Source organism: Burkholderia cenocepacia (assembly GCF_014211915.1).
GTDB lineage: Bacteria > Pseudomonadota > Gammaproteobacteria > Burkholderiales > Burkholderiaceae > Burkholderia > Burkholderia orbicola.
Genome location: NZ_CP060040.1, coordinates 56,771 through 81,401 on the forward strand (window position 1 = coordinate 56,771; position 24,631 = coordinate 81,401).

At 62.3% G+C, this 24,631-nt stretch carries 23 protein-coding genes and 1 pseudogene; 18 read left to right on the forward strand and 6 right to left on the reverse strand.

The genetic code is table 11. The features are described from left to right. Positions 1–4: 4 nt before the first annotated feature. Together SY91_RS16850 and SY91_RS16855 are read right to left on the reverse strand one after the other, a co-directional pair. A complete protein-coding gene (locus SY91_RS16850; RefSeq protein WP_006482519.1) occupies positions 5–358 on the reverse strand; it encodes a hypothetical protein in 354 nt (117 codons plus the stop codon). A 186-nt stretch (positions 359–544) separates the two neighbouring features. Further along, on the reverse strand, positions 545–1,165 hold the full coding sequence (locus SY91_RS16855) for a TetR/AcrR family transcriptional regulator (RefSeq protein ID WP_023475010.1): 621 nt from the start codon (positions 1,163–1,165) through the stop codon (positions 545–547). A gap of 95 nt (positions 1,166–1,260) precedes the next feature. Between SY91_RS16855 and SY91_RS16860 the strand changes: the two genes are divergently transcribed. Further along, positions 1,261–2,502 (forward strand): glycosyltransferase, encoded by a 1,242-nt coding sequence (locus tag SY91_RS16860; RefSeq protein WP_023475009.1) that lies wholly within the window; start codon positions 1,261–1,263, stop codon positions 2,500–2,502. Between the two features lie 20 nt (positions 2,503–2,522). On the opposite strand, the gene hutC is transcribed toward SY91_RS16860, so the two are convergent. From hutC to SY91_RS16875, 3 genes are all read right to left on the reverse strand, one after another. Continuing rightward, complete coding sequence (hutC, locus tag SY91_RS16865; RefSeq protein ID WP_012338557.1) at positions 2,523–3,218, reverse strand: histidine utilization repressor; 696 nt, start codon at positions 3,216–3,218, stop codon at positions 2,523–2,525. Between the two features lie 181 nt (positions 3,219–3,399). Beyond that, a complete protein-coding gene (locus SY91_RS16870; protein ID WP_043886658.1) occupies positions 3,400–4,527 on the reverse strand; it encodes a porin in 1,128 nt (375 codons plus the stop codon). A gap of 136 nt (positions 4,528–4,663) precedes the next feature. Next, positions 4,664–4,978, reverse strand: coding sequence for a hypothetical protein (locus SY91_RS16875; RefSeq protein ID WP_012338555.1), 315 nt, complete (start codon positions 4,976–4,978; stop codon positions 4,664–4,666). Positions 4,979–5,648: 670 nt separating this feature from the next. Between SY91_RS16875 and SY91_RS16880 the strand changes: the two genes are divergently transcribed. The 6 genes from SY91_RS16880 (at position 5,649) to SY91_RS16905 (ending at position 9,325) form a co-directional block, all read left to right on the forward strand. Next, complete coding sequence (locus SY91_RS16880; protein WP_043886656.1) at positions 5,649–6,338, forward strand: ABC transporter permease; 690 nt, start codon at positions 5,649–5,651, stop codon at positions 6,336–6,338. Next, positions 6,335–7,048, forward strand: coding sequence for an ABC transporter permease (locus SY91_RS16885; protein ID WP_023475008.1), 714 nt, complete (start codon positions 6,335–6,337; stop codon positions 7,046–7,048). Before SY91_RS16880 ends, SY91_RS16885 begins: the two co-directional genes overlap by 4 nt. A 32-nt stretch (positions 7,049–7,080) precedes the next feature. Further along, on the forward strand, positions 7,081–7,848 hold the full coding sequence (locus SY91_RS16890; protein ID WP_043886654.1) for an ABC transporter ATP-binding protein: 768 nt from the start codon (positions 7,081–7,083) through the stop codon (positions 7,846–7,848). 83 nt (positions 7,849–7,931) lie between these two features. After that, entirely contained in the window at positions 7,932–8,366 is a 435-nt protein-coding gene (locus SY91_RS16895) for a cupin domain-containing protein (RefSeq protein WP_006479584.1), read from the forward strand. A 294-nt stretch (positions 8,367–8,660) separates the two neighbouring features. After that, complete coding sequence (locus SY91_RS16900; protein ID WP_185921271.1) at positions 8,661–8,798, forward strand: HHHH-motif protein; 138 nt, start codon at positions 8,661–8,663, stop codon at positions 8,796–8,798. 62 nt (positions 8,799–8,860) lie between these two features. Next, positions 8,861–9,325, forward strand: coding sequence for a DUF3761 domain-containing protein (locus SY91_RS16905; RefSeq protein ID WP_011548278.1), 465 nt, complete (start codon positions 8,861–8,863; stop codon positions 9,323–9,325). Between the two features lie 106 nt (positions 9,326–9,431). Here SY91_RS16905 and SY91_RS16910 read toward each other — a convergent pair whose 3' ends face one another. Beyond that, positions 9,432–10,787 (reverse strand): polyhydroxyalkanoate depolymerase, encoded by a 1,356-nt coding sequence (locus tag SY91_RS16910; protein WP_012338549.1) that lies wholly within the window; start codon positions 10,785–10,787, stop codon positions 9,432–9,434. A 287-nt stretch (positions 10,788–11,074) separates the two neighbouring features. Between SY91_RS16910 and SY91_RS16915 the strand changes: the two genes are divergently transcribed. The 11 genes and pseudogenes from SY91_RS16915 (at position 11,075) to SY91_RS16965 (ending at position 24,565) form a co-directional block, all read left to right on the forward strand. Then, the gene (locus tag SY91_RS16915; protein WP_006479581.1) at positions 11,075–11,737 is read left to right on the forward strand and encodes a glutathione S-transferase family protein; all 663 of its coding nucleotides are present in this window, start codon (positions 11,075–11,077) and stop codon (positions 11,735–11,737) included. 241 nt (positions 11,738–11,978) lie between these two features. Next, positions 11,979–13,229: a cyclic nucleotide-binding domain-containing protein gene (locus SY91_RS16920; protein WP_023475006.1), complete on the forward strand. Its 1,251-nt coding sequence runs from the start codon at positions 11,979–11,981 to the stop codon at positions 13,227–13,229. A gap of 14 nt (positions 13,230–13,243) precedes the next feature. Beyond that, complete coding sequence (locus SY91_RS16925; RefSeq protein ID WP_023475005.1) at positions 13,244–14,008, forward strand: flagellar motor protein; 765 nt, start codon at positions 13,244–13,246, stop codon at positions 14,006–14,008. A 70-nt stretch (positions 14,009–14,078) separates the two neighbouring features. Next, complete coding sequence (locus SY91_RS16930) at positions 14,079–14,750, forward strand: flagellar motor protein MotB (protein ID WP_023475004.1); 672 nt, start codon at positions 14,079–14,081, stop codon at positions 14,748–14,750. 172 nt (positions 14,751–14,922) lie between these two features. Continuing rightward, the gene (locus tag SY91_RS16935) at positions 14,923–16,785 is read left to right on the forward strand and encodes a methyl-accepting chemotaxis protein (RefSeq protein ID WP_023475003.1); all 1,863 of its coding nucleotides are present in this window, start codon (positions 14,923–14,925) and stop codon (positions 16,783–16,785) included. Positions 16,786–17,267: 482 nt separating this feature from the next. Further along, a pseudogene (locus SY91_RS16940) lies at positions 17,268–19,774 on the forward strand (type VI secretion system Vgr family protein). Between the two features lie 194 nt (positions 19,775–19,968). Then, on the forward strand, positions 19,969–20,466 hold the full coding sequence (locus tag SY91_RS16945; protein WP_185921272.1) for a hypothetical protein: 498 nt from the start codon (positions 19,969–19,971) through the stop codon (positions 20,464–20,466). A gap of 17 nt (positions 20,467–20,483) precedes the next feature. Then, on the forward strand, positions 20,484–22,226 hold the full coding sequence (locus SY91_RS16950) for a hypothetical protein (protein ID WP_185921273.1): 1,743 nt from the start codon (positions 20,484–20,486) through the stop codon (positions 22,224–22,226). Positions 22,227–22,246: 20 nt separating this feature from the next. After that, positions 22,247–23,116, forward strand: a complete 870-nt coding sequence (locus SY91_RS16955; RefSeq protein ID WP_185921274.1) for a hypothetical protein — start codon at positions 22,247–22,249, stop codon at positions 23,114–23,116. A 173-nt stretch (positions 23,117–23,289) separates the two neighbouring features. Then, positions 23,290–24,156, forward strand: coding sequence for a hypothetical protein (locus tag SY91_RS16960; protein ID WP_185921275.1), 867 nt, complete (start codon positions 23,290–23,292; stop codon positions 24,154–24,156). 157 nt (positions 24,157–24,313) lie between these two features. Beyond that, positions 24,314–24,565, forward strand: coding sequence for a PAAR domain-containing protein (locus tag SY91_RS16965; protein WP_185921276.1), 252 nt, complete (start codon positions 24,314–24,316; stop codon positions 24,563–24,565). Positions 24,566–24,631 lie beyond the last annotated feature (66 nt).

Below are 24,631 nucleotides of genomic sequence, written 5' to 3' on the forward strand. Positions count from 1 at the left end.
GCCGTCAGAACGAAAGCTGGATCGCGAGATCGATCGCCAGCAGTACGATCGACAGACCGATGCCGAGAATCACGTTCGGCAACCGGTGCTCGAAATCGCGATGATCCTTGCGCATCGCCGCGCCGAGCAGAAAGATTGCCTCGACGACGATCTGCAATCCGACGAACAGCAGCATCAGCAGATACTCGTAACCCATCTGCTTGAACGCGACGAATTGCATCCCGTGATCACGAATCCACTGGCCGACGCGCAGCAGTTCGTAGACGAACAGCAACGCGGGGAACAGGTAACTGATGAAGTAGGTCGGCGCGGTGGCGTGCCGTAGTTCGAGGTGGAAGTGCTGATGCGTGGTAGCCATCACAACCCTCCTTGCAACGCGTGATTGCGGTCGCGACGGCGGCGCGTGTCGCGTGCGAACTACGGGATTGCCCGATGCACAGTGCGCAGCCGTACGACGTCAGCATACTGCTGCGCGGGAAATTTGGCATGCGAAGTGTGGGGTCGTTGTAACAATGTGTGTGCGCTACGCGACGCGTTGGCTGCGTCACCGCTTCGCTTGCGCGCCTTCGATGAACAGCTTCGCGACCGATTGAAACTCCCGTTTCAGCGATAGCCCCGGCACGGTCAGCCAGCGCAGCATCGCCGCAAGATACAGGTGATGGAACCACGTTGCGAGCTGATCGGCCCGCAGCGCGGCGTTCAGTTCGCCGGTCTGCTGACCCGCGGAGATCAGTTGCTCCCACACCAGCGCGATATCGCTGCCGTTCTCTCCCGCACGCTCCGGTTCGGCTGCGCCGATGCTCAGGAAGCGATGCCGCAGGTACGCGAGCAGGTACGCGGGATGGTGCTCGCACCAGGCGGCCGACGCGTCGAGCACGCAGCCGACGCGCGACGCAAAGGTCTTGCGCCGCGCGACGTCGCGCTGCAGATGCGCGAGATCGCGCGCGAGTTCGCCTTCGAGCCAGTGCGCGAGCACGGCTTCCTTCGTCGGAAAGTGGTTGTACAGCGTGCGTTTCGCGACATCGGCCTCGGCGGCGATCTGCTCCATCGTGACGGCCTCGTAGCCGTGCGCATCGAACAGGCGGGCGCCGGTCGCGGCGAGATGCGCGAGCATCTGGATGCGTTTGCGCGCGCGGCGGCCCGGATCGTCGGTCGGAATCGTCATGGCAGGGCGGTTTACGGAAAGTGCACGAATTGCATTAGTATACGACGTGCATTTTTACGAAACCATTCTTTTCCGTCGTGCACCAGGAGCCCCGCATGAAACTCGTCATCGCCACCTACGGCACCGAAGGCGACACGCGTCCGCTCGCGGCGCTCGGCCGCGCGCTGCTGGATGCCGGGCACGAGGTCCGACTGCTGGCCGATGCGGCGACGCTTGGGTCGGCCGCCGCGCTCGGCGTGCCGTCGGCGCCGCTGTCCGGCGATATCCGTCGTGCGATTGCGCCGGAGGGCGCGTTGGCCGATGCGGTGCGCGGGCGCGGCGGCTTCAACGACACCTCCAAGGCGCTCGCGGCAATCGCGAATGCGAACACGGCCGCGTGGATGCGCGAAGTGGCGGACGCGTCGGCCGGCTGTGACGCGCTGCTCGTGTCGGGGCTCGTGTCGTTCGTCGGCTTGTCGGTGGCAGAATATCGCGGCATCCCGGCAATCGGCACGGGCATGATCCCGATCACGCCGACCGCCGAATTCGCGTCGCCGTTCCTGCCGCCGGGGAAGCTGCCGCGCTGGCTGAATCGCGCGAGCCATCGGCTAGTGAATGCGCTGCTGTGGCAGGCGTTCAGGAAGTCGACGAATGCCGCGCGCGCCGGCGTATGCGGATTGCCACCGCGCCAGCACGTGTGGACCGATCATCCGATGCTGTATGGCGTGTCGCCGGCGCTGCTGTCCGGCCCGGCCGACTGGCCGGCGAACGTGCAGGCTTGCGGCCAGTGGCGGATCGATGCGCGTGCGTGGGCGCCGTCGCCCGAACTCGCGGCGTTTCTCGACGCGGGCGAGCCGCCCGTGTACATCGGTTTCGGCAGCATGGCCGGCTTCGATCGCGCGGCGATGGCCGCGGCGCTGACGCAGGCGCTGGCTGGCCGGCGCGCGTTGTTCTATCCGGGCTGGAGCGGCATCGACGCGTCGCTGCTGCCCGCGCACGTTCGCGTGATCGGCGACACGCCGCACGACTGGCTGTTCCCGCGCGTCGCGATGGCGGTGCATCACGGCGGCTCGGGCACCACGCATTCGGCCGCGCGGGCCGGTATTGCGTCGGTGGTCGTGCCGTTTGCGGGCGATCAGTTCTTCTGGGCGAACCGGCTGCAACGGCTCGGTGTCGCGGCTGCGCCGGTCGCGGGGCGGCGTATGGAAGCCGTCGCGCTGGCGCGGGCCATCGCGTTTGCCGAACGGGGCGAGACGAAGGCGCGGGCGACGGCACTCGGTGCGCGCCTCGCGCAGGAAGATGGCTTGAAGCGGGCCGTCAGTGCGATCGAACGATGGGTACGACCGCGCGCGAGGTGAGCCCGCGCATCGGCATCGGATCAGAAATGCCCGGTGAACCGGTAGCGGCTGCCCGGGTGCCACAGATTGGCGACCGATGCGACCAGCCCCTGCGACCACGTGCGCCGATGCAGCAGCAGGCACGGCTCGCGATCGTCCATCGTCAGGTGACGGCGCGTTTCGGTGTCGGGCATCGCGGCCTCGATCCGGTATTCGACGCGCTGCAGCGGCGCGACGCGCGTCAGGTACTGGTTCGGCGTCGTCGTCGTGAAGTCCTGCAATGCATATTCGGGCGCGCAGGCCGGGTTGACCCAGCGTTCCTCGAGTTGCACCGGCGTGTCGTTCTCGAAATGCAGCACGCGCGAATGGAAGATCGGGCTGCCGGTGTCGAGCTGCAGTTCGTCGGCGAGCTTCGCATCGGCGACGGCCGCGCCGACCTGCAGCACCTGCGCGCGATAGCCGTGGCCGCGCGCGGCGACTTCATCGGAGATGCTGCGGATCGCGACGAGCGTCGATTCGTATTTCGGCGACGCGACATACGTGCCGGAGCCGCGCGTGCGCGTGAGCACCTGTTCGGCCGTCAACTCGCGCAGCGCGCGATTGACGGTCATCCGCGCGACGTTGAATTCGCGCGCGAGCTCGTTCTCCGACGGCACCTGGTCGCCTTCCGCCCACTCGCCGGCATGAATGCGCGCGAGGATGAAGTCCTTGATTTCCTGATAGATCGGTGTGGTCATGGGATCACGATTCAGAGTCGGCAGCGGGCCGCCGCCGAATGCCGATCCGGCGCGCGCCCGGCGCCGAGTGTACCGGTTTCGCGGGCGCGCCGGCCCGGATTCCCTGAATGATCCCCGTTCGGCCGGTGCGCGTCCATGCGGGATTGCACAGAGCGGCCGGCCTTCCGCGGCCCGCTTGCGCTCAGAACCGATGCCGGATGCCGGCCGTTGCGACCACCTGCGTACGCGTCGACGAAGCCGCGAGCCCCGTGACGTTCGCGAACCCGAGCGTCGCGCCCGACGGCACGCCGAACGCGTGCTGGTACACGGTTTCCGCATACACGTCGGTGCGCTTGCTCAGCGCGTAGTCGGCCATCAGCGTCGCCTGGTGCCACTTCGGCCGGTGGCTGCCGGTTGCGTCGTCGTAGCGGCCGTCGGTGAACGTATAGGCGCCCGTGAACGAAACCGCCGGCGTCAGCGCATAGCGCGCATTGACCTCGTAGTTGTCGAAACGCAGCGCATTCAGTGCGCCGGGCAGCGACGACGCGGCCGTTTCGTCGAACATCGCATGCGTCCACAACGCGCCGATCGTCAGCCGGTCGAACGCATAGCTGCCGCCGGCGCCCATCACGCGCTGCCTCGCGGCCGGGAAGTTCGGCGCGTCGTTCGCCGACAGTGCGCCGCCCGTCGTCAAGCCGCCGCGATTGAGTTGCAGGTACGCGGCGCCGACGCTGACCGGCCCGTTCGCATACGACACGCCCGCACTGTATGCGCGATTGTTCGCGAAGCCGCCGGCCGCGTTGCCGAACCCGTACAGGCCGCCGAACTGCCAGCCGGCGAGCGTCGGGCTCGTGTATTTCACCGCGTTGTCGATATAGAACGAATCGTCGAGGTTGTCGTTGTCGAATGGATGCGACGCGAGGTTGTTGCCGTCGCCGTTGTTCGCCATCGCGAGCGGGCCGAGATAATCGACCACGGCATCGTACTGGCGGCCGAGCGTCAGCGTGCCATATTGATCGCTCTGCAGGCCGACGTACGCACGGCGGCCAAACAGCGTGTTTCGATAGGACTGCGTGCCGTTGTTCAGGTTGAAACCGCTTTCGAGGCGGAACAGCGCATGCAGGCCGCCGCCGAGATCCTCGTTGCCGCTCAGCCCGAAGACCGTATTCGACAGCAGGCCGCTGCCTTGCTGCCACGCGCTTTTGCCTGACTGGTTGTTCGTATAGGCGATACCGGCATCCAGCATCCCGTAGAGCGTGACGCTGCTTTGCGCATGCGCGACGGCGCTGACGAAGGCGAGCGAGAGGGTACCGACGACTGCTTTTTTCATTACGTGTGTTTCCTGGAAAGACCCGTTGCGACGGGAACGGCGATCCGCCGCGCGTGGCCGTGCGGACATGCGCGTTCGAATCGATGAAAAGGGGAAGCGCGTGACGCGTGTCGCGCGCGGCGGCGGCGAACGCCGGCTAGTGCTGCAACAGGCGGATCGTGCCGAACTCGGCGGCCGGCAGCACGCGCAGGATCGACAGGATCGCGCGCGATGCCTGCGAACGCGGGACTTCGAACTCGATGCACGCGCACCCGGTGTGGTGGTCGAGCGCGGCCGTATAGAAGTTGAGCGCCGCGCCGACAGCCTGATGCAACCGGCGTCGCACGAGCGCGAGGTCGTCCGCTTCGATGCGGATCGACAGCAGCACGAGCGCGTCCGCGGAGGAGCGGCGCCGCGAGCGATCGGGCAGCAGATCGCATGAAGCGGCAAGTTCCGTTCTGGTCGGTGTCATGTGCTCATCCCCGTCACGTCGTGCTCCGCACTGCGGAGGCCTCGTCTTGGACATGAAGCCCATTCTAGGAATCGCCGCGGCGAAACGGTGTATAGACTCGCCGCGCGTCTGCAAAGGGGGCGTAAACGCCCCGTGCGGTACCGGCGCTCGAGGGCGAGGGGCATGACGAGCGCGCGGCGGCCACGCCGTCGTGGGATGACCGGCTGGCCGGCGTGGAAAATTCGTCGCAGCCGGGGGAAGTCTAGACAGCCGCCGCGCGTCGCTCGGCGGCTTCCGTACGCCGCAAGAAAGCCGTCATGCAGCTTCGCGTAACCAATAATTAATTGAAAATTAAGGAAAATCATGCGCGCAGCCCTAATCCGCCGACAATTAGAGATAAACACGGATTGCTGACCCTATCCCGGAAAAGGCAAAGTTGTATGTACAACTCGGGCGTCGCCGAAGGAGCCGATTCCACGGTTGGAAGGGCGGGTAGCCCGACCGGAACCCGCCCCGGTTCGCCTCTGACAGGAACGCCATGAAGAAACTCGCACTCGGTATTGCCCTCGCCGCGCCGTTCGCGTGATACGTCCGGCTTGATGAGCCGGCAGCATCACGTCGTGCGTAGAACTCGTTTGATGCGCCGTTAATGGCTATCGACAATCCAGTCACCTCGTTCTGGGTCCCTCATATGATCTTCCAAGGATTTGGCCCGCTGCTGTGGGCCGGCACGGTCGAGACCGTGAAGCTCGCGGTGCTGTCGCTCGCCGCGTCGCTGATACTGGGCCTTGCAGGCGCGGCCGCGAAACTGTCGGCCAACGGCGTGCTCAAGTCGGTCGGCACGTTCTACACGACGCTGATCCGCGCGGTGCCCGATCTCGTGCTGATGCTGCTGCTGTTCTACGGGATCCAGATCCTGCTGAACGACGTGACCGACCTGCTCGGCTGGGACCAGATCGACATCGACCCGTTCGCGGCCGGCGTCGTCACACTGGGCTTCATCTACGGCGCGTACTTCACCGAGACGTTCCGCGGCGCGTTCCTGTCGGTGCCGCGCGGCCAGCTCGAAGCCGGCTTCGCATACGGGATGAGCGGCTGGCGCGTATTTCACCGCATCCTGTTCCCGCAGATGATGCGCTTCGCGCTGCCGGGCATCGGCAACAACTGGCAGGTGCTCGTGAAAGCCACCGCGCTCGTGTCGATCATCGGCCTCGCCGACGTCGTGAAGGCGTCGCAGGACGCGGGCAAGAGCACGCTCGATTTCTTCTTCTTCACGCTGGCGGCAGGCGCGATCTACCTCGCGATCACGACGGTGTCCAACGTCGTGCTGCATCACCTCGAGAAGCGTTATTCCATCGGTGTCCGGAGGCTCGCACTGTGATCGAACTCGTCGGCCAGTACTGGCAAAGCTATCTCTATTCCGACGGCTACCGTTTCAGCGGCCTCGCGATCACGCTGTGGCTGCTGGTCGTGTCGATCGCGCTCGGTTTCGCGCTTGCGGTGCCGCTCGCGATCGCGCGGGCATCGTCGAACCGCTGGATCTCCGGCCCCGTGTGGCTCTATACGTACGTGTTCCGCGGCACGCCGCTCTACGTGCAGTTGCTGATGTGCTACACGGGCATCTACAGCCTGCAGGTCGTGCACGACCACGTGCTGCTCGACACGTTCTTCCGCAATGCGATGAACTGCACGCTGCTCGCGTTCGTGCTGAACGAATGCGCGTATGCGACGGAGATCTTCGCAGGCGCGATCAAGGCGACGTCGGCCGGCGAGGTCGAGGCCGGGATGGCCTACGGGATGTCGCGCTTCAAGCTCCATACGCGCATCATCCTGCCGTCCGCGCTGCGTCGCTCGCTGCCGAGCTACAGCAATGAAGTGATCCTGATGCTGCACGCGACGACGCTCGCGTTCACCGCGACCGTGCCCGACATCCTGAAGGTCACGCGCGATGTCAATTCGGCGACGTACATGTCGTTCCAGGCCTACGGCATCGCGGCCGTGCTGTACGCCGTCGTCGTGTTCGCGCTCATCTGGGCGTTCCGCAAGCTGGAGACGCGCTGGCTTGCGTATCTCTCGCCGCGCGGCCACTAACGTATTCGCACGATCCGCAACGAAGGACCCGCATGTACAAGCTTACCGTTGACAACCTGCACAAGAAATTCGGCGACAACGAGGTGTTGAAGGGCGTGTCGATGAAGGCGAAGGCCGGCGACGTGATCAGCATCATCGGCTCGAGCGGCTCCGGCAAGAGCACGTTCCTGCGCTGCATCAACTTCCTCGAACAACCGTGCTCGGGGCAGATCACGATCGGCAGCGAGCCGATCCAGACCACGCGCGACCGCAACGGTTCGCTGCGCGTGGCCGACCAGAAGCAGCTGCAGCGCATGCGCACGAAGCTGTCGATGGTGTTCCAGCACTTCAACCTGTGGGCGCACATGACGGTGCTGGAGAACGTGATCGAGGCGCCGATGGCCGTGCTCGGCGTCGGCAAGGACGGGGCGATCGACCGGGCGCGCAAGTATCTGGAGAAGGTCGGCCTCGCGCCGCGCGTCGAGGGCATGTATCCGTCGCACCTGTCGGGCGGCCAGCAGCAGCGCGTGGCGATTGCGCGTGCACTCGCGATGGAGCCCGAAGTGATGCTGTTCGACGAACCGACGTCGGCGCTCGACCCGGAACTGGTGGGCGAAGTGTTGAAGGTGATGCAGAAGCTCGCGGAGGAAGGCCGCACGATGGTCGTCGTCACGCACGAGATGGGCTTCGCGCGCAACGTGTCGAACCACGTGATCTTCCTGCATCAGGGGAAGATCGAGGAAGAGGGCGATCCGCAACAGATCCTCGTGAATCCGAAGAGCGAGCGGCTCGGGCAGTTTCTGTCGGGGCGGTTGAAGTAAGTACGCACACGGTTTCGCACCGCCGCAAAACTGGAACGCTTAATGCTTGTCTCGCGTGATCCTTTCGATGAAGGAGCACCGCGATGAGCACGCCGACCACCACCGCTTTTTCCCATGTGAAGCCGCAGGACACCGTCTTTCAAGGCGAGGGCCTGCGCGACTTCTTCCTGTACCGCGATCTCGGTATCGCGGCCGCGACGAACGGCAAGGTCGTCGCGCAACTCGTCAGGGCGAATCATGCACCGGAGGCGGGCACCGGCTGGCACCGTCACGAGGCCGAGTTCCATATCGTGATCATGCTGAAAGGCTGGGCGCGCTTCATGTACGGCGAACAGGAAACGCTGGTGGCGGCCGGCGACTGCGTGCACCAGGCGCCGGGGATCGTCCACTACCTGTTCGACTACTCGCCGGATATGGAATACCTGGAGATCGTCGGGCCTGCCGACTTCAAATCGATCGACGTCGACGGCCCGTGCGCTGTGCCGGAGCCGACGCCGTGGGGCGAAGCTGGTGCGTAGCGTGCCGGTTGGGTGTGCGTTTTCGACGAACCGCCTGCATTCAGGCGGTTTTTTCTTGCTCCGCTGACTTTCGCGAACGGCCTTTCGCTTAGACACATTCCTTCGAATTCCAAACGATCGCGAAGCTGAAGAACCAGAAAGAAAAGAAAGACATTCGTCAGCTTCGAGCATCGATTGACGAGGCGATGTCAAAGATCGTCAATTGCACACGGGTGCGGTGCACGGCCCGTCGACGACCGGCGTTAAGGAGGTACCAGCCGGATCGCCGGCTGACCTGTCCGGGAGAGTTTCACCATGAACCGCATCGCGAAGATCCTGACGGCCACCGCACTGGCTTGCGCCGTGCTCGTGCCGGCACTGGCCGAAGCGCATTCGCACCGCGTGTGCCACCTCGATCATCACCATCACCGCGTGTGCCGCTGGGTGCGGTAACCGTCGCTGTTGCCGGGAAGGCCCCGGAAGTTTTCGTCATTCAGGCAAATCAGGAGAGGACCATGAAAAAAACGATGTTGATCGCCGCGCTGGTCGCCGGCATGGGTGTGTCGATCGGTGCGTTCGCGCAGGTTCCGGCCAGCGCGCCGGCCGGCACGACCGGGCTGTGCAAGGACGGTTCGTTCTACTCGGGCGCATCGAAGAAGGGCGCGTGTGCTGGTCACAAGGGCGTGAAGACGTGGTACGGCGCATCGGCCGCCGCCGCGGCGAGCGCACCGGCCGCCGCGCCCGCAACGGCGGCTTCCGCCGCGCCGGCATCGGGCACCGCACCCGCGAAGAGTGCGGCCGCGACGACTGCCGCAGCGCCGGGCGGCGGCGCGGGCAAGGTGTGGGCGAATGATGCCTCGAAGGTCTATCACTGCTCGACCGACAAGTACTACGGCAAGACGAAGCACGGCAGCTACATGTCGGAAGCCGACGCGAAGGCGAAGGGCTACCACGCGTCGCACGGCAAGGCCTGCTCGTAACGAGCCGGCCGGCGCGCGGGTGGTTTCGCTCGCGCGCCGTCCTGATGCCGCAGCAAACATCGCCCCGCCTCTCCGGCGGGGCGATTCGCTGTGTCGCTAACCGCGTTCAGTGCGCGTGATCCGATTGCGCTTCGGTCGCCGCATCGATCGCGGCTGCGCGCGCATCGAGCAGCGCACGCAGCGTGACGTAGTGAGTGCCGCTGGTGTCGCCTTGCGCATCCGCGGTGCGATCGTACGGCTCGTTGTCGTGGATCGTCGCCCGCACGATCGGATAGATCTGCGTTTCCCACCGGCTACCGTTGAACACGCCGTAGTGCCCCACACCCGTCTGTACATGGTGCGTCTTCAGGTACGACGGCAACCCCGAACACAGTTCCTGCGCCGCCACCGTCTGGCCCACCGCGCAGATGTCGTCCTTCTCGCCTTCGATCGTCAACAACGCGGTGCGATGGATCGCCGCCGGTTCGACGAGCGTGTCGCCCACCGCCAGCTCGCCGCGCGCGAGCGCGTACTGCTGGAACACCTTCTCGACCGTTTCCAGATAGAACTCCGCGGTGAGATCAGCCGTCGCGAAATATTCGTCGTAGAAGTGCCGCAACGTGTCGGCTTTCGCGGGGTCGCCTTTCGCGCGTTCGTAGTACAGATCGGCGAACGACGCCGCATGCCGGTCCGGGTTCATCGACATGAACGCGCCGACTTGCACGAAACCCGGATACACGCAGCGCTGCGCGCCGACGAAACCCGTCGGCACGACGCTGATCAGGTTGCGCGCGAACCATTCGATCGGCTGGCTCGTCGCGAGCTCGTTGACCTTCGTCGGATTCACGCGGCAGTCGATCGGGCCGGCCATCAGCGTGAGGCTCGCGGGCTGCGCCGGATCGCCGCCGGCCGCCATCAGCGAGACTGCCGCCAGCGACGCGACGGTCGGCTGGCAGATCGCCAGCACGTGCGCGTCCGGGCCGATGTGGCGGATGAAGTCGATCACGTGCGTGACGTACTCGTCGAAACCGAAACGCCCGGCCGCCAGCGGGATGTCGCGCGGGTTGTGCCAGTCGGTGATGTATACGTCGTGGTCGGCCAGCATCGTGCGTACCGTGCCGCGCAGCAGCGTCGCGAAGTGCCCGGACATCGGCGCGACGATCAGCACGCGCGGCTGGCGCGCGACCGGCCGGGCCTTGCGGAAATGCAGCAGCGTCCCGAACGGCGTGGTCGTCGCGGCTTCCTCGACGATCGGCACCGTTTCGCCGTCGACGACGACCGACGCGATGCCGAACGGCGGCCGCCGGTGCGAGAACGCGCAGCATTCGAGCAGTTCGCACAGCGCGTCGACCATGCGGCCCGTCGGCGTCGAAGTCGCCGGCGGCCACAGCGACATCGTCGCGCGCGTCGCGGCCGCCCAGGCACGCGCCGGGCGCAGGCATTCCGCAGACCATTGATAAAACGGATAGGCAAGCAGATTCATGACCGTCGCTCGTGACGCCGCAGTGAAGGGAACGAGGCAAGCCGTATGCCAGCATGCTCGCTGGCACGCGCGTTGCACGTGGTTCCGGACCGCGGCGGCGCGCGGTACGTGATCGCGGCAGGGCAAAGGCCGTGCATAGCCGCGCTGGTCGGCGTGCGATACGTGCCGCGATGCCGTGCCGCGTTGCGCCAGTTCGGCGAACGGACCGCACAGGCGTGGTGCGGCCGGTCATGCGGCGCGTCCGTTTACGGTGCAGGGGCACGAACGACATTCAGCAGGGGAGCAACATGGAATCCAACGCACGGACGACGCTGACCATCAGCAGCCGCAATTATTCGTCGTGGTCGATGCGCGGCTGGTTGCTCGCGAAGCTGAGCGGGCTCACGTTCGAGACGATCAGCGTGCCGATCGATGCGACGTCGCGCGCGGAGCTGCTGCTGCTGTCGCCATCGATTCTCGTGCCGTGCCTGACGCATGACGGCAACGCGGTGTGGGACACGCTCGCGATCGCCGAATATCTGAACGAGATCCGCCCGCAGGCGCGGCTGCTGCCCGACGACCGGCATGCACGCGCGCATTGCCGGTCGATCTGCGGCGAGATGCATTCCGGTTTCAGCGCGTTGCGATCCGCGCTGCCGATGAACCTGCGCGGGCATTTCCCCGGCTTCCGGATCTGGTCGCGCGCGCAGCACGACATCGAGCGGATCGTGACGATCTGGCGCGAGTGCCTGGCCGAGTACGGCGGCCCCTGGCTGTTCGGTGCGGAGATCGGCATCGCCGACGCGATGTATGCGCCGGTCGTCACGCGCTTCCTGACCTATGACGTGAAGCTCGAACCGGACGTCGCCGAGTACTGCATGCGCGTCCTCGCGCATCCGTTCGTCGCCGAGTGGATCGAGGAGGCGAAGGCCGAGCACGAAGACATCGACGAGCTCGACATGGAGTTCTGACCTGGCGCGGTCGATCGCGGCAGGCTTTCAATTTCACTACTTGCGCAAGCGGCGAAACGAACGATCGTTGTGCCCGCGCAATCCGCAAACGTTTCACCTTGATTTCGGTTCGAAACGAGTACGAATGCCCTAAAGGATGTTGCGCACGATGACGTAAACGAGTCACGGGGACGACTCGTGATCGCATGCTGCAGACGTGCGACGCGCGGTCCGCAATAACCAGCGCAGCAGGGGAATCGACTTGAATCGTCAGCAATCGTGGACGCGTACCGCGGCGCCCGGAGAAATCATCTATTCGGAGGGCTTCGCGGGCGAGCCCGTCCTCTTCCTCATTACCGACGGCAAGGTCGAGCTGTCCACGCGCTGCGACGACAAGCGCGTGATCATCGCGACGCTTGGCCGCGGCGAGTTCTTCGGCGAATCGGCGCTGCTCGCCGCCGAACCGCGTGCGCATACCGCGAAGGCGCTGTCGTTCTGTCAGCTCACGGTCGTACCGGCCGGCGTGCTCGATGAAGAAATCGAGCGCGTGTCCGCGCTGCTGCGCCATATCGTGCGAACGATGATCCGCCGCGTGAAGCGCAAGGACGATCAGCTCGCGACCTATACGCATGCGGACTTCATGCCGGGCGTGCTGTCGTATGCGCACGTGCTGTCGCTGATGGCCGGCGCCGACGCGCGCGAATCGGGTGATACGTGGGCGCGCCGGCCGATGCAGGCGCATGCGGCCGAAACGTCCGTGCCGCTGGCCGAAGTGATCCGCAAATGCCGCGCGATTGCCGGCCATTCCCGGCCGCACGTGCTCGCGATGCTGCGACGCATGGAGAAGCTCAACCTCGTCACGATCGAAGCCGCGCAGGCCGACGGCCCCGGCGGCGCAAGCGACTACGCGGCTTCGTCGGATGCGCGCCAGGTCGTCACGTTCGACGCCGCGCGCTTGATCGACCGCGCGCAACAGGTCGCCGATCACGATCTCGACGTGTCCATCAACAGCGAACTCGAACTCATCGAACTGGCCGATCTCGAATCGCTGATCGGCGTCGACAAGACGCTGCTGCTCAACAAGCTGTCGAATGGCGAGATCGCGGAAGAAGTGTTCGCGTTCCGCAAATCGAAGGTGCTCAACTACGTCGAACAGAAGGGCGTGGCGTACTTCTCGCGCCGCAACGGGCGCCGCGGCGGCGACGTGCGCGCGCTCGAGGATCTTGTCTGGATCGACCAGCGCACGCTGTTCGACGTGATCAGCGCGTTCGATACCTATGACCTCGCGAAGCTGATCGCGAACCTCGACGATCGCGCGGTGGCCGACAAGCTGTTTTCCGTGATGACCGAGGCGCGGCGCAACGAGGTGTCGTGGGTGATGCGTCGCGAACTCAAGCTCGATCCGGTCGAGATCGACGAGATTGAACAGCGCGTGCTGGAGGCCGTACGTGTGGCGAAGGCGCCTGCCGCGGGTGCGACGGCCGTCGCATCGGCTTCAGCGTCGGATGCGTGATACGGAGAACGCATATGGATCTGTTGACCCTGGTCGGCGTGGTGCTGGGCGGCGCGGCGATCGTGTTCGGGTTCGCGCTGGAAGGCGGGCACTTCTCGATGCTGTTCCAGTTCGAGGCGCTCGTGATCGTGCTCGGGGGCACGCTCGGCGCGGTGATGATCCAGAACACGTGGGCGCGCTTCTTCGACGCGGTGAAGCAGTTGCGGCTCGCGTTTGTGCGGGCGCGCGAAGTCGATCGCAAGAACCTGTCCGACCTGCTCGAATGGGGCGATCGCGCGAAGCTCGACGGGCTGCTCGCGTTCGAATCGATGGACGTGAGCGGCATTCATCCGTTCGCGCGACGCGGGCTCGAACTGCTGGCGAACGGCGTGTCGACCGCGGTGCTCGAAGATGCGTTGCAGCGCGAACTCGACGCGTACGAACGCAGCCGCCTCGCCGCCGTGCGCGTGTGGCAGCAGGCCGGCGGCTATGCGCCGACGTTCGGCATTCTCGGCTCGGTGCTCGGGCTCGTGCAGGTGACGAGCCATATTCTCGAACCGGCGCAGCTTGGGCCGGGCATCGCGGTGGCGTTCATCGCGACGCTGTACGGGCTCGCGTTCGCGAACCTCGTGTTCCTGCCGCTGTACGGCAAGCTGCGCGCGCAGATCGATAGCGAGATGCGCTTCCGCAAGCTGTATCTCGATGGCTTGCTCGCGATCTCGCGCAAGGAATCGCCGCATACGATCGAAACGCGGTTGACCGGCGATGTGCGCGGCCGGGCGGCGGAAACGCTGGCGTGATGTGCGTGTGCTTCGTGCTTGCGCCTGGGCCTGTATCTGTATCGCATGACGAACCCGGATTCCCGACAGCATGACTGCTCGAACTGACGGCGCATCGGCTGCCGATCGCGACGATGACGAACTCGAAGGCGCGCAGTCCGGACGCTGGCTGATTTCGTACGCGGATCTCATCACGACGCTGATGGTGCTGTTTCTCGCACTGTATGTGCTTCAGCTCGCGAAATACAACGCGCTCGATGCGCGGTATCAGACGCTTGCGCGGCAGGCTGGGGGTGCTGCGACTGCTTCCGTCGATGCTGCCAAGTCCGATCCTGCGCCGCCGTGGCTCGCGTTGCTCGATTCGTTGAAGTCGAATGGACGCATTTCGCTGGTGAAGGCGCCGCATGGCGTCGAGATCGGTATCGACGCGAAGATACTGTTCAACGTCGGCGATGCACGCTTGCTGCCCGATTCGTCGCCGGTGCTGAACCAGATCGCGCAGGCATTGAGCGCGCATACAACCGGCGACATCCTCGTCGAAGGCCACACGGACAGCGTGCCGATCGCGAACGCGAAATACGAATCGAACTGGGAGCTATCGTCGGCGCGGGCGGGGAGTGTGGTGCGCTACCTGGCCGAGCGCGGTGTCGCGCCGCATCGGCTGGCGGCGATCGGGCGAGCCGATACGCAGCCGCTTGTCGCGGGGGACGATGCGGCTTCAAGGGCGCGAAATCGACGGGTGACGATCTTCGTTGCGTATTGATCAGTGCCTCGTATTTGCGCTGTTCCTCGTGCATATAGGCGGCCGCGTATGCCTGCCCATCAATAACATAACGAATCTCGAATGATCGCTATCTGAAATCAGCGATGCGTTTCTGCGCCCGCCTGCCGATAACCCAATCTGGCTCAGACCGAGCGGTTATCGAGGGTTCCCCATGCATTTCTGGCGAAAGCTTTCCATTCAGAACAAGCTGATTCTCAGCATGACGAGTTGCCTGCTCGTGTTCGTCGCGATTTCGAGCGGGCTCAGCGTTCGTCTGATCGGCAACGCGGTGCGCGATCGCGTCGTCCGCGAAGAGCTGCCGACCGCCGTCAACGGCATTCGCGCCGACGTGCAGCGCCAGATGGCCGGCCCGATCGCCGCGTCGCGCATTCTGGCGCGCGATGCGTTCCTGCTGCAATGGGAAGCCGACGGCGAACCCGATGCCGGCACGCGCAACTGGATTCAACTCGCGAAGAACGTGAAGGACGAGCAGAAGGCCGCGTCCGTGCAGTGGGTGTCGGTGAAGAGCGGCAACTACTACAACGAAGCCGGCCTGCAGCGGAAGGTGACCGACAAGGATCAGTGGCTGACCAGTTTCCTGTCGTCCGGCAAGGCGTACGACGTGAACATGGATCGCGAGGTGACCGTCGGCGGCTACATGATGTTCATCAACAGCCGCGTGGAACTCGACGGCGTGCCGATCGGCGCGGCGTGCATGAGCCTGTCCGTCGATGCGCTCGCGAAGGGTTTTTCGGCTTATCGGATCGGCGAGACCGGGTTTGCTTACCTCGTGCGACCCGACGGCGCGATCATGATGCATCGCGATATGTCGCTGATCGACGGCAAGCATTTTATGAAGGACGAGCCGGGACTGCCGGGCGAGGCGTCGTCGACGTTGCTTGCGGGCAAGCCGTATGCGTACCTGAGCTACGAGGGTGATGGCGGCGCGCGGTTTATCGCGACGTCGTTCATTCCGGAACTGAATGCGTATGTGGTCGTTCAGGTGCCGCAGGCCGAACTGCTCGGGCCGGTAACGCGCGCGATCCGCAGCGCGGCGCTGGTGGCGGCGGTGGTGGGGCTTGGAGTTGCGTTGCTCGTGATCTGGCTGGTGGGGCGCGCGATTGCCGCGCCGATTCGTCGGGCGGCTACGTTGTTGTCGGAGATTGCCAGCGGGCAGGGGGATTTGACGCGCCGCATGACGGTGGAGAGCGAGGACGAGATCGGGCAGTTGTCGGATGCGTTCAATCGGTTCGTGTCGTCGCTGTCGACGCTCGTTCATCGGATTCGGGCGGCTTCGGCTTCGATCGCGACCGGATCGGCGCAGATTGCGTCAGGGAATGCGGATCTGAGCGAGCGCACCGAAGGGCAGTCGAGCAACCTGGAGCGAACGGCTTCGTCGATGGAAGAGATCACGGCCGTGGTGCGCAACAACACCGAGACGGCGACGACGGCCGCGAAGATGATCAATGGCGCGGCGGATACGGCGGCGCGTGGTGGGCAGGTGGTGGGCGAGGTCGTGACGACGATGGAGCAGATCAGTGACGCTTCGCAACGGATTTCCGAGATCATCGTGATGATCGACAGTATTTCGTTTCAGACGAATATTCTGGCGTTGAATGCCGCGGTGGAGGCGGCGCGGGCGGGAGAGCAGGGGCGTGGGTTTGCTGTTGTTGCTTCGGAGGTGCGGAATCTGGCGCAGCGTAGTGCGCAGGCGGCGAAGGAGATTAAAGCGCTGATCGAGCACAGCGCGGGGACGGTGGGTGCCGGGTCGCGGCTCGTTAGTGAGGCGGGGAAGGTGATGAGTGATGTGGTGTCGCAGGTTCAGGGCGTTAGCGCGATGATGAGCGAGATTGCAGAGGCTAGCCTGGAGCAGAGTGCTGGCATTGATCAGATCGGGGATGCGGTGCAGTCGCTCGATCAGATGACGCAGCAGAATGCGGCTTTGGTCGAGGAAAGTGCGGCGGCAGCGGAGAGTTTGAAGCAGCAGGCGGCGGAATTGACCAAGTTGGTTTCGGCTTTTAAGGTGGATGAGTAAGGGCTGGTTGGTGGTTTGAGTTTGGGGCGTTTCTGAGGGACGGCTGCCGTGGGGTCACGGCGGCCGTTTTTGCTTGTTGGCGACGGATTCTGTGACGTTCTTTAACGATGAGCTTCGTTTCCAACTCGAAGATCGGGGAGGGGCGTGGTACTTCTCGCGACCGCTCCGACAGAGTGGTTAAAGGTGGAGCGGTACTAGAGAAGTGCGGTCACAGGTGAATGGGGCTTAACAATCGCTGATATTCCGTCTGATGGGTCACTCTACGATGGAATACACGTATTATCATATGATTCTAGTGGGGCTTCGTCGAAGGATGATTTGAAATAGCGCATTATCCGAGACGAATTTAATTAGCGCCTGATTCGTATGGTAATTGAAGGAATAGAAAGTTACATTACAAAGGCGTCGAATTTAATATTTGCAAGTGCGGCTCTGAGAGGGTAGTGACAGCCGGACTTGTCGACACGTGACGGGGTATCCTCATGGGCGGGGGAGTATTACTGAAGGCCCTGCGTGGTGGGCACACGCAGTTCGATCGCATAATCAAGCTCGACACGCCGCTCGGCGAGGATTGGCTCGTTCCGTTGTACGTTAAGCTCCATGCTCGTCTGGGACGCAATTTCGAGGTGGTTGTCGACGCCTCATCGATCATGGGTGACAAGATCAAGCTCAATGAGCTGATCCTGAAGCCCGTCACGCTTTGGATTCGACAGACGGACGGCAGTTACTTGCCAATTCATGGCTATGTGCAACGGGCTCGTCGGTTGGGATACGACGGAACCGTGTCCTACTTTCAGCTTCAGTTCTCGTCCTGGTTGAGCTTTTTGAAGCTCAGCAGCGATCGGCGCGACTGGCAGGAAGCCAGCGGCTGGCAGATCCTGACAGATGTATTGAACAAGCACCCGCAGGCCTCTGGTAATTACGGGCAGGAGCTGCGCGGGGTGATGCGCTCGTATTCGCATCGCGTGCAGTGGGAGACCGACTGGAATTTCGTGCACCGGAGTCTGGAGGAAGTCGGGGTATTTATGCGCTTCGATTTCGCGAGCGATGGTCAATCGCACAAGGTCGTCATGATGGACGATCTTTATTTCGGCCCTCCCTTGCCGAATTCCGAGATGAAATTCAGTCATGCCGGTACGGATGAAGATTTTGACGGACTCACTCAGTTGAGTGAGCAGCAAGACGCACAAAGCGAGACCCTGACCATTGGTACAGCCGACTACAAACGGCCCGATCTCGACAAACAAGTCAGCATGCCGGCGGCGAGCCTGGAGGAATTTCCAGGTCAAGGCGAAGACTACCTCTATACCGGCTCACAGACTTGGGCTGCTTCCGACGTTGGCGAACAACAGGCCCGAATCCGCACCGAGGAGTGGGCGTCCCGATCGAAGCGCTATTTCGCGATCGGTAGTCCGCGCTATGCGCTGCCCGGTTACTGGTTCAAGGTGTCGGGGCATCCGGTTTTGGACATGCAGCCGGAGGAAGAGCGCGAGTTGTCGATCATTGCGAGCGACTGGCTAATTCAGAACAACCTTCCGGGCATGGACGCGCTCACGCGGTTTCCGCGCAGCTTGCGCAGCGAAATAGAGCAGGTCCAGGCGACCGGGACCGGTGCGACCGTGAGCCACCGCGATGGAGGTGTCGGATTCTTCCATGTTGAGATTGAAGCGCAACGCCGTAAGACGCCGTTCCGCAGTCCGTTTGAGCACGAGAAGCCGGAAATGCACCTGCAGACGGCGATCGTAGTGACGGACAGCGATGAGGAAATCCTGACCGACGACGGTAACCGTGTGCGGGTCCGCACATCGAACAGCCGGAACGATCGCAATACGAAGTCCACGTCGTGGATTCGTGCGGCGATGCCGGACGCCGGTGCAAAGCGTGGCGGCTACTTCCCATTGCGCAAGGGTGACCAGGTACTCCTAGGGTTCGTGAACGGTGATTGTGACCGGCCGGTAATCATATCGAGACTGCATGGGGGCGCAACAATGCCGGTCTGGCATACGCACGGCCTGCTGTCTGGATTCCGGTCCCGTGAATACGGCGGCGACGGTTTCAACCAGTTAGTCCTGGACGACGCGAGCGGTCAGAACCGAGTTCACCTTTACTCGTCAAGCTACAGCTCGCATCTGCATTTGGGTTACCTGATTGAGCAGTCCGACAACACGCGCGGGTCGTTCGTCGGTAGCGGCTTCGATCTCAAGTCGGAGGCGCATGGTGCGATTCGGGCGGTGCAAGGCCTGTCGATCTCGACCCACGCGGCTGCCGTGCAACCGATGAACGTGTCGGCAGCAACGGATCAGCTTGCGGCCGCGGAAGCCGTGTTCGAGACCGTCTCGCAGGCGAGCGAAACGAACCGCGCTGAGAGCCTGCAGGACGGAAGTGATGCGCTGAAGGCCTTTACGGAGATGACGCAGGGTAGCGTTCCGGGCGTCACCAAAGGGGGCGAACGGCCGGTGGTGGTACGGGCAATGCCAACGGCTTTGCGAAGCCGGCCATGCTGCTGTCGAGTCCGGCCGGCGTCGGTATTTCAAGCCAGCAATCCCTTCACGCTTCGGCGAATCAACAGGTCAATCTGGTATCGGGAAAGAATGTCAACCTCGCGGCCGGGAAGTCGCTTCTCGCGAGCGTCATGGACAAGATCAGTCTGTATGCTCAAAACCTTGGAATCAAGATATTCGCCACCAAAGGTCCTGTCGAAATCCAAGCTCAGAACGATGCGCTGACGATGCTTGCACAACAGGACATCATGATCGAGAGCGCGTCCGGAAGGGTGGTTCTACGCGCGGAAAAGGAGCTGATTCTCAACGTCGGTGGGTCGTATATCAAGATCACGCCGAGCCTGATCGAGAACGGAACATCTGGTCAGATTCTCGAAAAATGCGCGTCATGGGACAAGCCGGGAGCTTCGACCATGACGTTACGCGATCCGCTGAACGGCACGCCGGTGTCTAAGCACGGCGGTTACGCGGACGATTTTTCAGGCTGACCGGGATTCAACCTGTTCCCTAAACGCGATCACGAATTGCTATTCCAACTGCGATGACGAACAAGCACGCCCCCCATTATCCTCCCAAGAAATCCGCACCAGAAGGGAAGCCCGCGTCCGACTCCGCCAAGCCTGCATCTGGACCGCTAGCGTGGAGCTACCCGTTCTCGCCGACTGCGACGGCCGATGCCGCGATGGACGCGACGAGCTCGGCGAACGCGACCGATCCGACGGATTCGATGACCTACATGAAGGTGCTTGCAAACGCCGAGGACGGGTTCTATCCGCTTGGAGCGAGCGGCATCTGGCACGGTGGCATTCACTTCGGGCAGAAAACTGCCGAGAGCCTGAAACAGGACGAGGGCGTACACGCGATTGCAACCGGTGAGGTGGTTGCGTATCGGCTCGACAAGAAATATCCAGAGCTGAATTACCAGGATAAGCGCCGCGCACTTTACTCGACGGGCTTTGTACTGGTCCGGCACACCCTGACGCTTCCTCCCGCGCCGAAAAAGCAGGATCCTGCGCCGACGCCTTCAAATGGAGCACCCGCATCGCCGGCGTCGACTTCACCGAACGGTGCGTCCGCGCCAACTGCGGCACCGGGGGCCAACGGCACGCCCCCTGCATCAGCGGCACCCGCTCCAGCGCCGGCCCCAGCACCATCGAGCCCACCCCCGATGAAACGCTGACGTTTTTCAGCTTGTACATGCACACGCTTGATTGGGAAAGCTATAAGGCGGCCCTCGATAAGGCTAAAGCGCCGGGCGCGGATCCCAAGGCCCCCAAGCTTACGCCGCCAGCGTATTGGCAAGCTGACCGCACGTATAAGGCGCTGAAGCCGAACCAGCAAGACTTACCTAAACCGAAGTCGGACGATTCGGACAAGCTCCGTGGGCAGCAATGTGACGCAAATACGCCGCTGCCGGGCCCAGTATCGGGTGTTCGGGTGCGCATTACTCCAGGTAAGGGCAAGATTCTTGGCTTGCTGCCGGAGGGCACAGAGCTCTCGGTGAACGAATCCGACAATGGGGGCGTGCACGGTTGGGTCAAGATCACGAAGATCATAGCGGGCACGCCGGTAGGCCCGATGGTAGGGCAGCAGCCCGACCAGCAACTGCCGTGGGGTTACGTATTCAAGTCCGAACTTGAGGCTATTCCCCAGCCAGGCCCGCTCGATCAGGTAGTCGTGCTGCAGAAGCCCTTCCGCGTGAATGCCGGCGATGTCATTGCCCATATCGGTCAATATCAGCGCTATCGGGAAGCGAAGCTCAGCCCTCCGCAGCCGAGCCGACCGTTGCTGCATCTGGAAGTATTTGCAGGGCCGGATTTGCCAGCATTCGTCACGAAGAGTCAGGCGCGTGCGAAGGAGTTGCCGGATACGGATTCCGATAAGCCGTTTCTGGAAATCCTTACTGGCGCGAAGCTTGTCACGAAGATTCCAGATCCGGACTACACGCTCGAGCAGACGAATTTGAAGTTGGTGCCGGTCAGTGATCCGAAATCACGATGGGTCAAGGTACAGCCCAAGACCGTCACCATTCCTGCTGCCCAGCCGGCGCCGGCTGTTCCTGCTGGCAAGGGGAAGAAGTCCAACGCGAAGCCGCCGTCAAAACCGGAGCCGCTCGAGACGCCGACCGGTGATCCGTTCTGGGTCGAAAGCAGCCTGGTCAATAAGACTACGACGGCGCCCGTCAAGGGCTGGAAAAACTTTCCGTTGAAAGTGAGCCTTGCGGACGGTCCAGAAACGGACTTCCGTGACGTCTTCCGGGTGGCCGATCTCAATAAAAAGGCACCGCAAGATGTAGCCCGCGAGGACAAGGATGCGAGCGGAAAAGTGAAGCGCTGGTGGAACGTGATCGTTGGTACGAAGGATGGAAAGTCACTTCAAGGCTGGGTGCGTGAGAAGGATCATCCCAAAGTAAATTTGTGCAGCCCTTGGGATTGGCCGGGGTTCGAGTTCGTCGACAACAGTTCGGTGACAATGGCCGATATGTCGAAGCGATATCTGTTTGTCGCAGGGCTGGCAATGGAGGATGATCTGGCAGAGTTCAAGCCTAGCGCTGACAAACTGGCTACTTCCGATCTCATTCAGAAGCTCGAAAAAGCCATTGACGCGAATCATGACGGCACGGTTACCGCTACAGAGCTCGCTGACGCACAGAGAACGCCGTGGTTGGCGGAGGCGATCTCTCACATGGTCGTCAAATGTGAGAGCGAATGGGGCGGCAACATGGGGAAGTGGGAAGAAATCACCCCGCTCGTGAAAGCCGTCCCTTGGAAGTGGCAGAACGAAATGGAGCGAATCAAAAAGCTGCAATGGTGGGAGGACGTTCAATGTACGGACATAAAGATCCTTCCGAAGGACCCAAAACCGTGGCATTTCCATCCGATCGGTTTGATCGGGAATTTCATTCAGAGCGGGGGGAGTGCGATTGCGGCTGCTGCATGACCGTCACGGGAACGCGCTACATGCATACCAAGACTGATCCTTGGTATGGGCCACAGCACTCAGGCAAAATCTCGCTAGGTAGTTGCCCAGCGCTAGCAACAATGCGTGCCAAAGGAACTTTAGGCGACGTAGAAGAGAAGATTCTGCGCGCCATGTCTCAGAATGAAGGCTGTGTGGATACCGTTCAGGCGATCGATATCGCTATCATCAGCGCGGGTGCGATGCAGAAGACTATTCGAGGTGACGCTAGTGGGGGCGAGTTAGCCGTTCAGATCGCGGTGTTTCGCGACACGCACCCTGACGCGTATCAGCAATACTTTGCTAATTGCGGCTGGACCGTGACCGGTTCTGGTAGCGACGCACAGTTGGGTTATTCGCATCCCACATTCACGAATGGCGTTCGGCTAATCGGCCCCGAACTTTACAAGGCACTCCGACGTGACTGTTCCAAGGACACCATGGGTAAACCGGTGAAGTGCCCACCAGTTGCATCGATGGCTCACGGAGTATCATCTCCGCTATATCAGGAACTGCAGATTAAGGATTTCGTCGATCGTCTCAATCAGGCTATCAGTAAGTATCCAAACGGTTATCCTTATCGGATCAAGGATTATCTACAGTCTGCGCTCGGGCGCGCCACCGTCTTGGATCAGGATGTGAATTGGCCCGGTGAGACGGCGGAGAGCATGAGAGGATCGTTAGAGCGGTTTTTTAGTCACAATCCACAAGTGTCGCGGAATCCAGCGGATTGGGGGGCGAACAGGGGGGCGTACGAATCCAGTATTTTGCAGGATTATGGGCCGACTCGCGCTATGGCGAAGGTAAATGGCGCGTCCGTTGCGCCGGGACGTTATCAACGTTTGGTCCAAGCTTTGGGAATGCCATCTTGAAAAAATCAGCGTTAAAACTTACGACTACGCGTGTTCCGTTGTTTCGGGAAGGTACCCCGTGCATACTTATCACGCATGCCGCAACTATGCTTGCGATGACGATGCTTTGGTCGGGTCTAGCAAGCGCAGCACCACAGTCCACTCTGCGCTTTGCATTGCCTGGCGGAGCTGCAGTGATCTATAGCAACGCGGCGAACCCTCAAGATCCATTGCCCCGTCGGGCCTGGAAGAAAGCAGTTTTCTCCTTTCCCAATGGAACGACGTTTGGCTTGCTGCCACGAGCAGGTGAGCCGAACACCGACGGTGGAACGCAGATGGAGCCGCCCAACAAATGGAATATCTCCCCTTCAGGTCAATATGTAATCGTTATGCGTAACGACCAGGGGACAGTGTCCACGGGGCAAGGGCAACCGGAAACGGTACTAAACCGGGAGTACTGTTCCATGATTGAGATAAAGACAGGTTGCATTACGGCCGAGCAAACCGGAGAGATTTGCGGAGCGGGATGGCAACCGAGTCAAGGTGCACAGTGGGGAACAGATTCCCAAACCTCGATGATGCTCACGCACGATCGTCCGTCGGCAAGCAACAAGTTAGCGTCCATCGATGCAGGACAGCCCCCGCATTTGCTGATGCGCAATGCTTCAGGGGCCGACAATCTCTTGCGGTGTGACCCACCTTCATCGACGAATCGCGAGGCCTATCGGAAAATTGCTGCGGCTCTGAAGGCGGATGGGGCGCGCTTCGATGCGCAACTGATCGATACCGCACTTTCGAAAGGCTCTAGTAGCTCTGCAGGTACGGCAGTAGCGCAAGAAGCGGTGGCTGATGGCCTGACCGCCACGGTGTCGGTAGCAAAAGCGACTCTGTTTACGGCTCCCGATGACGGGAACGCTAGTCGAGCCTATCTCGTCCAGAATGATGTGGTAACCGTATTGAGGCAGTCTCCGAATGGGTGGGCCTACGTGGACTACGTTAGCGCATCGGGTAAGCATTTGCTTCGTTGGATTAAAGCCGATCAGATATTGATAAAGCAATGATGAAAGTTACCAAGCTCTAATCCTGAATATGAATTTCGTTCAGGACCGTCGACTTGGAATTTCGAACGGGATAGTGCATTGAGCGGTTTTGGGGTATGACGTTAATGATGGACAACCGGGGTAGTTCCTTCGGAGATCAACGATTTGAGGAGGCTGAGTGATTAATCTGATTCGAATTGGGGATGCCACTGACCACGGTGGCAAGGTAGAAACCGGCTCAACGAAGATGCGCTTCGATGGGCGCTTTGTAGCTCGCAAAGGCGACCTTGTCTCTTGTCCGCAGCACCCCGGTGTCTCACCGAATGTCATCGAGGAGGGCGATGCTTCGATGACGGATGACGGTATCCCGATTGCGCGGCACGGGCATCGGGCCACGTGTGGGTGTCACGTGCTCTCGAGCCTAATCTGACTTTGATTATGGAAGGTTGCTGTTACTGAGAGAGTAGTTCTAGCGGTAAAGTGACAGTATTCTTTA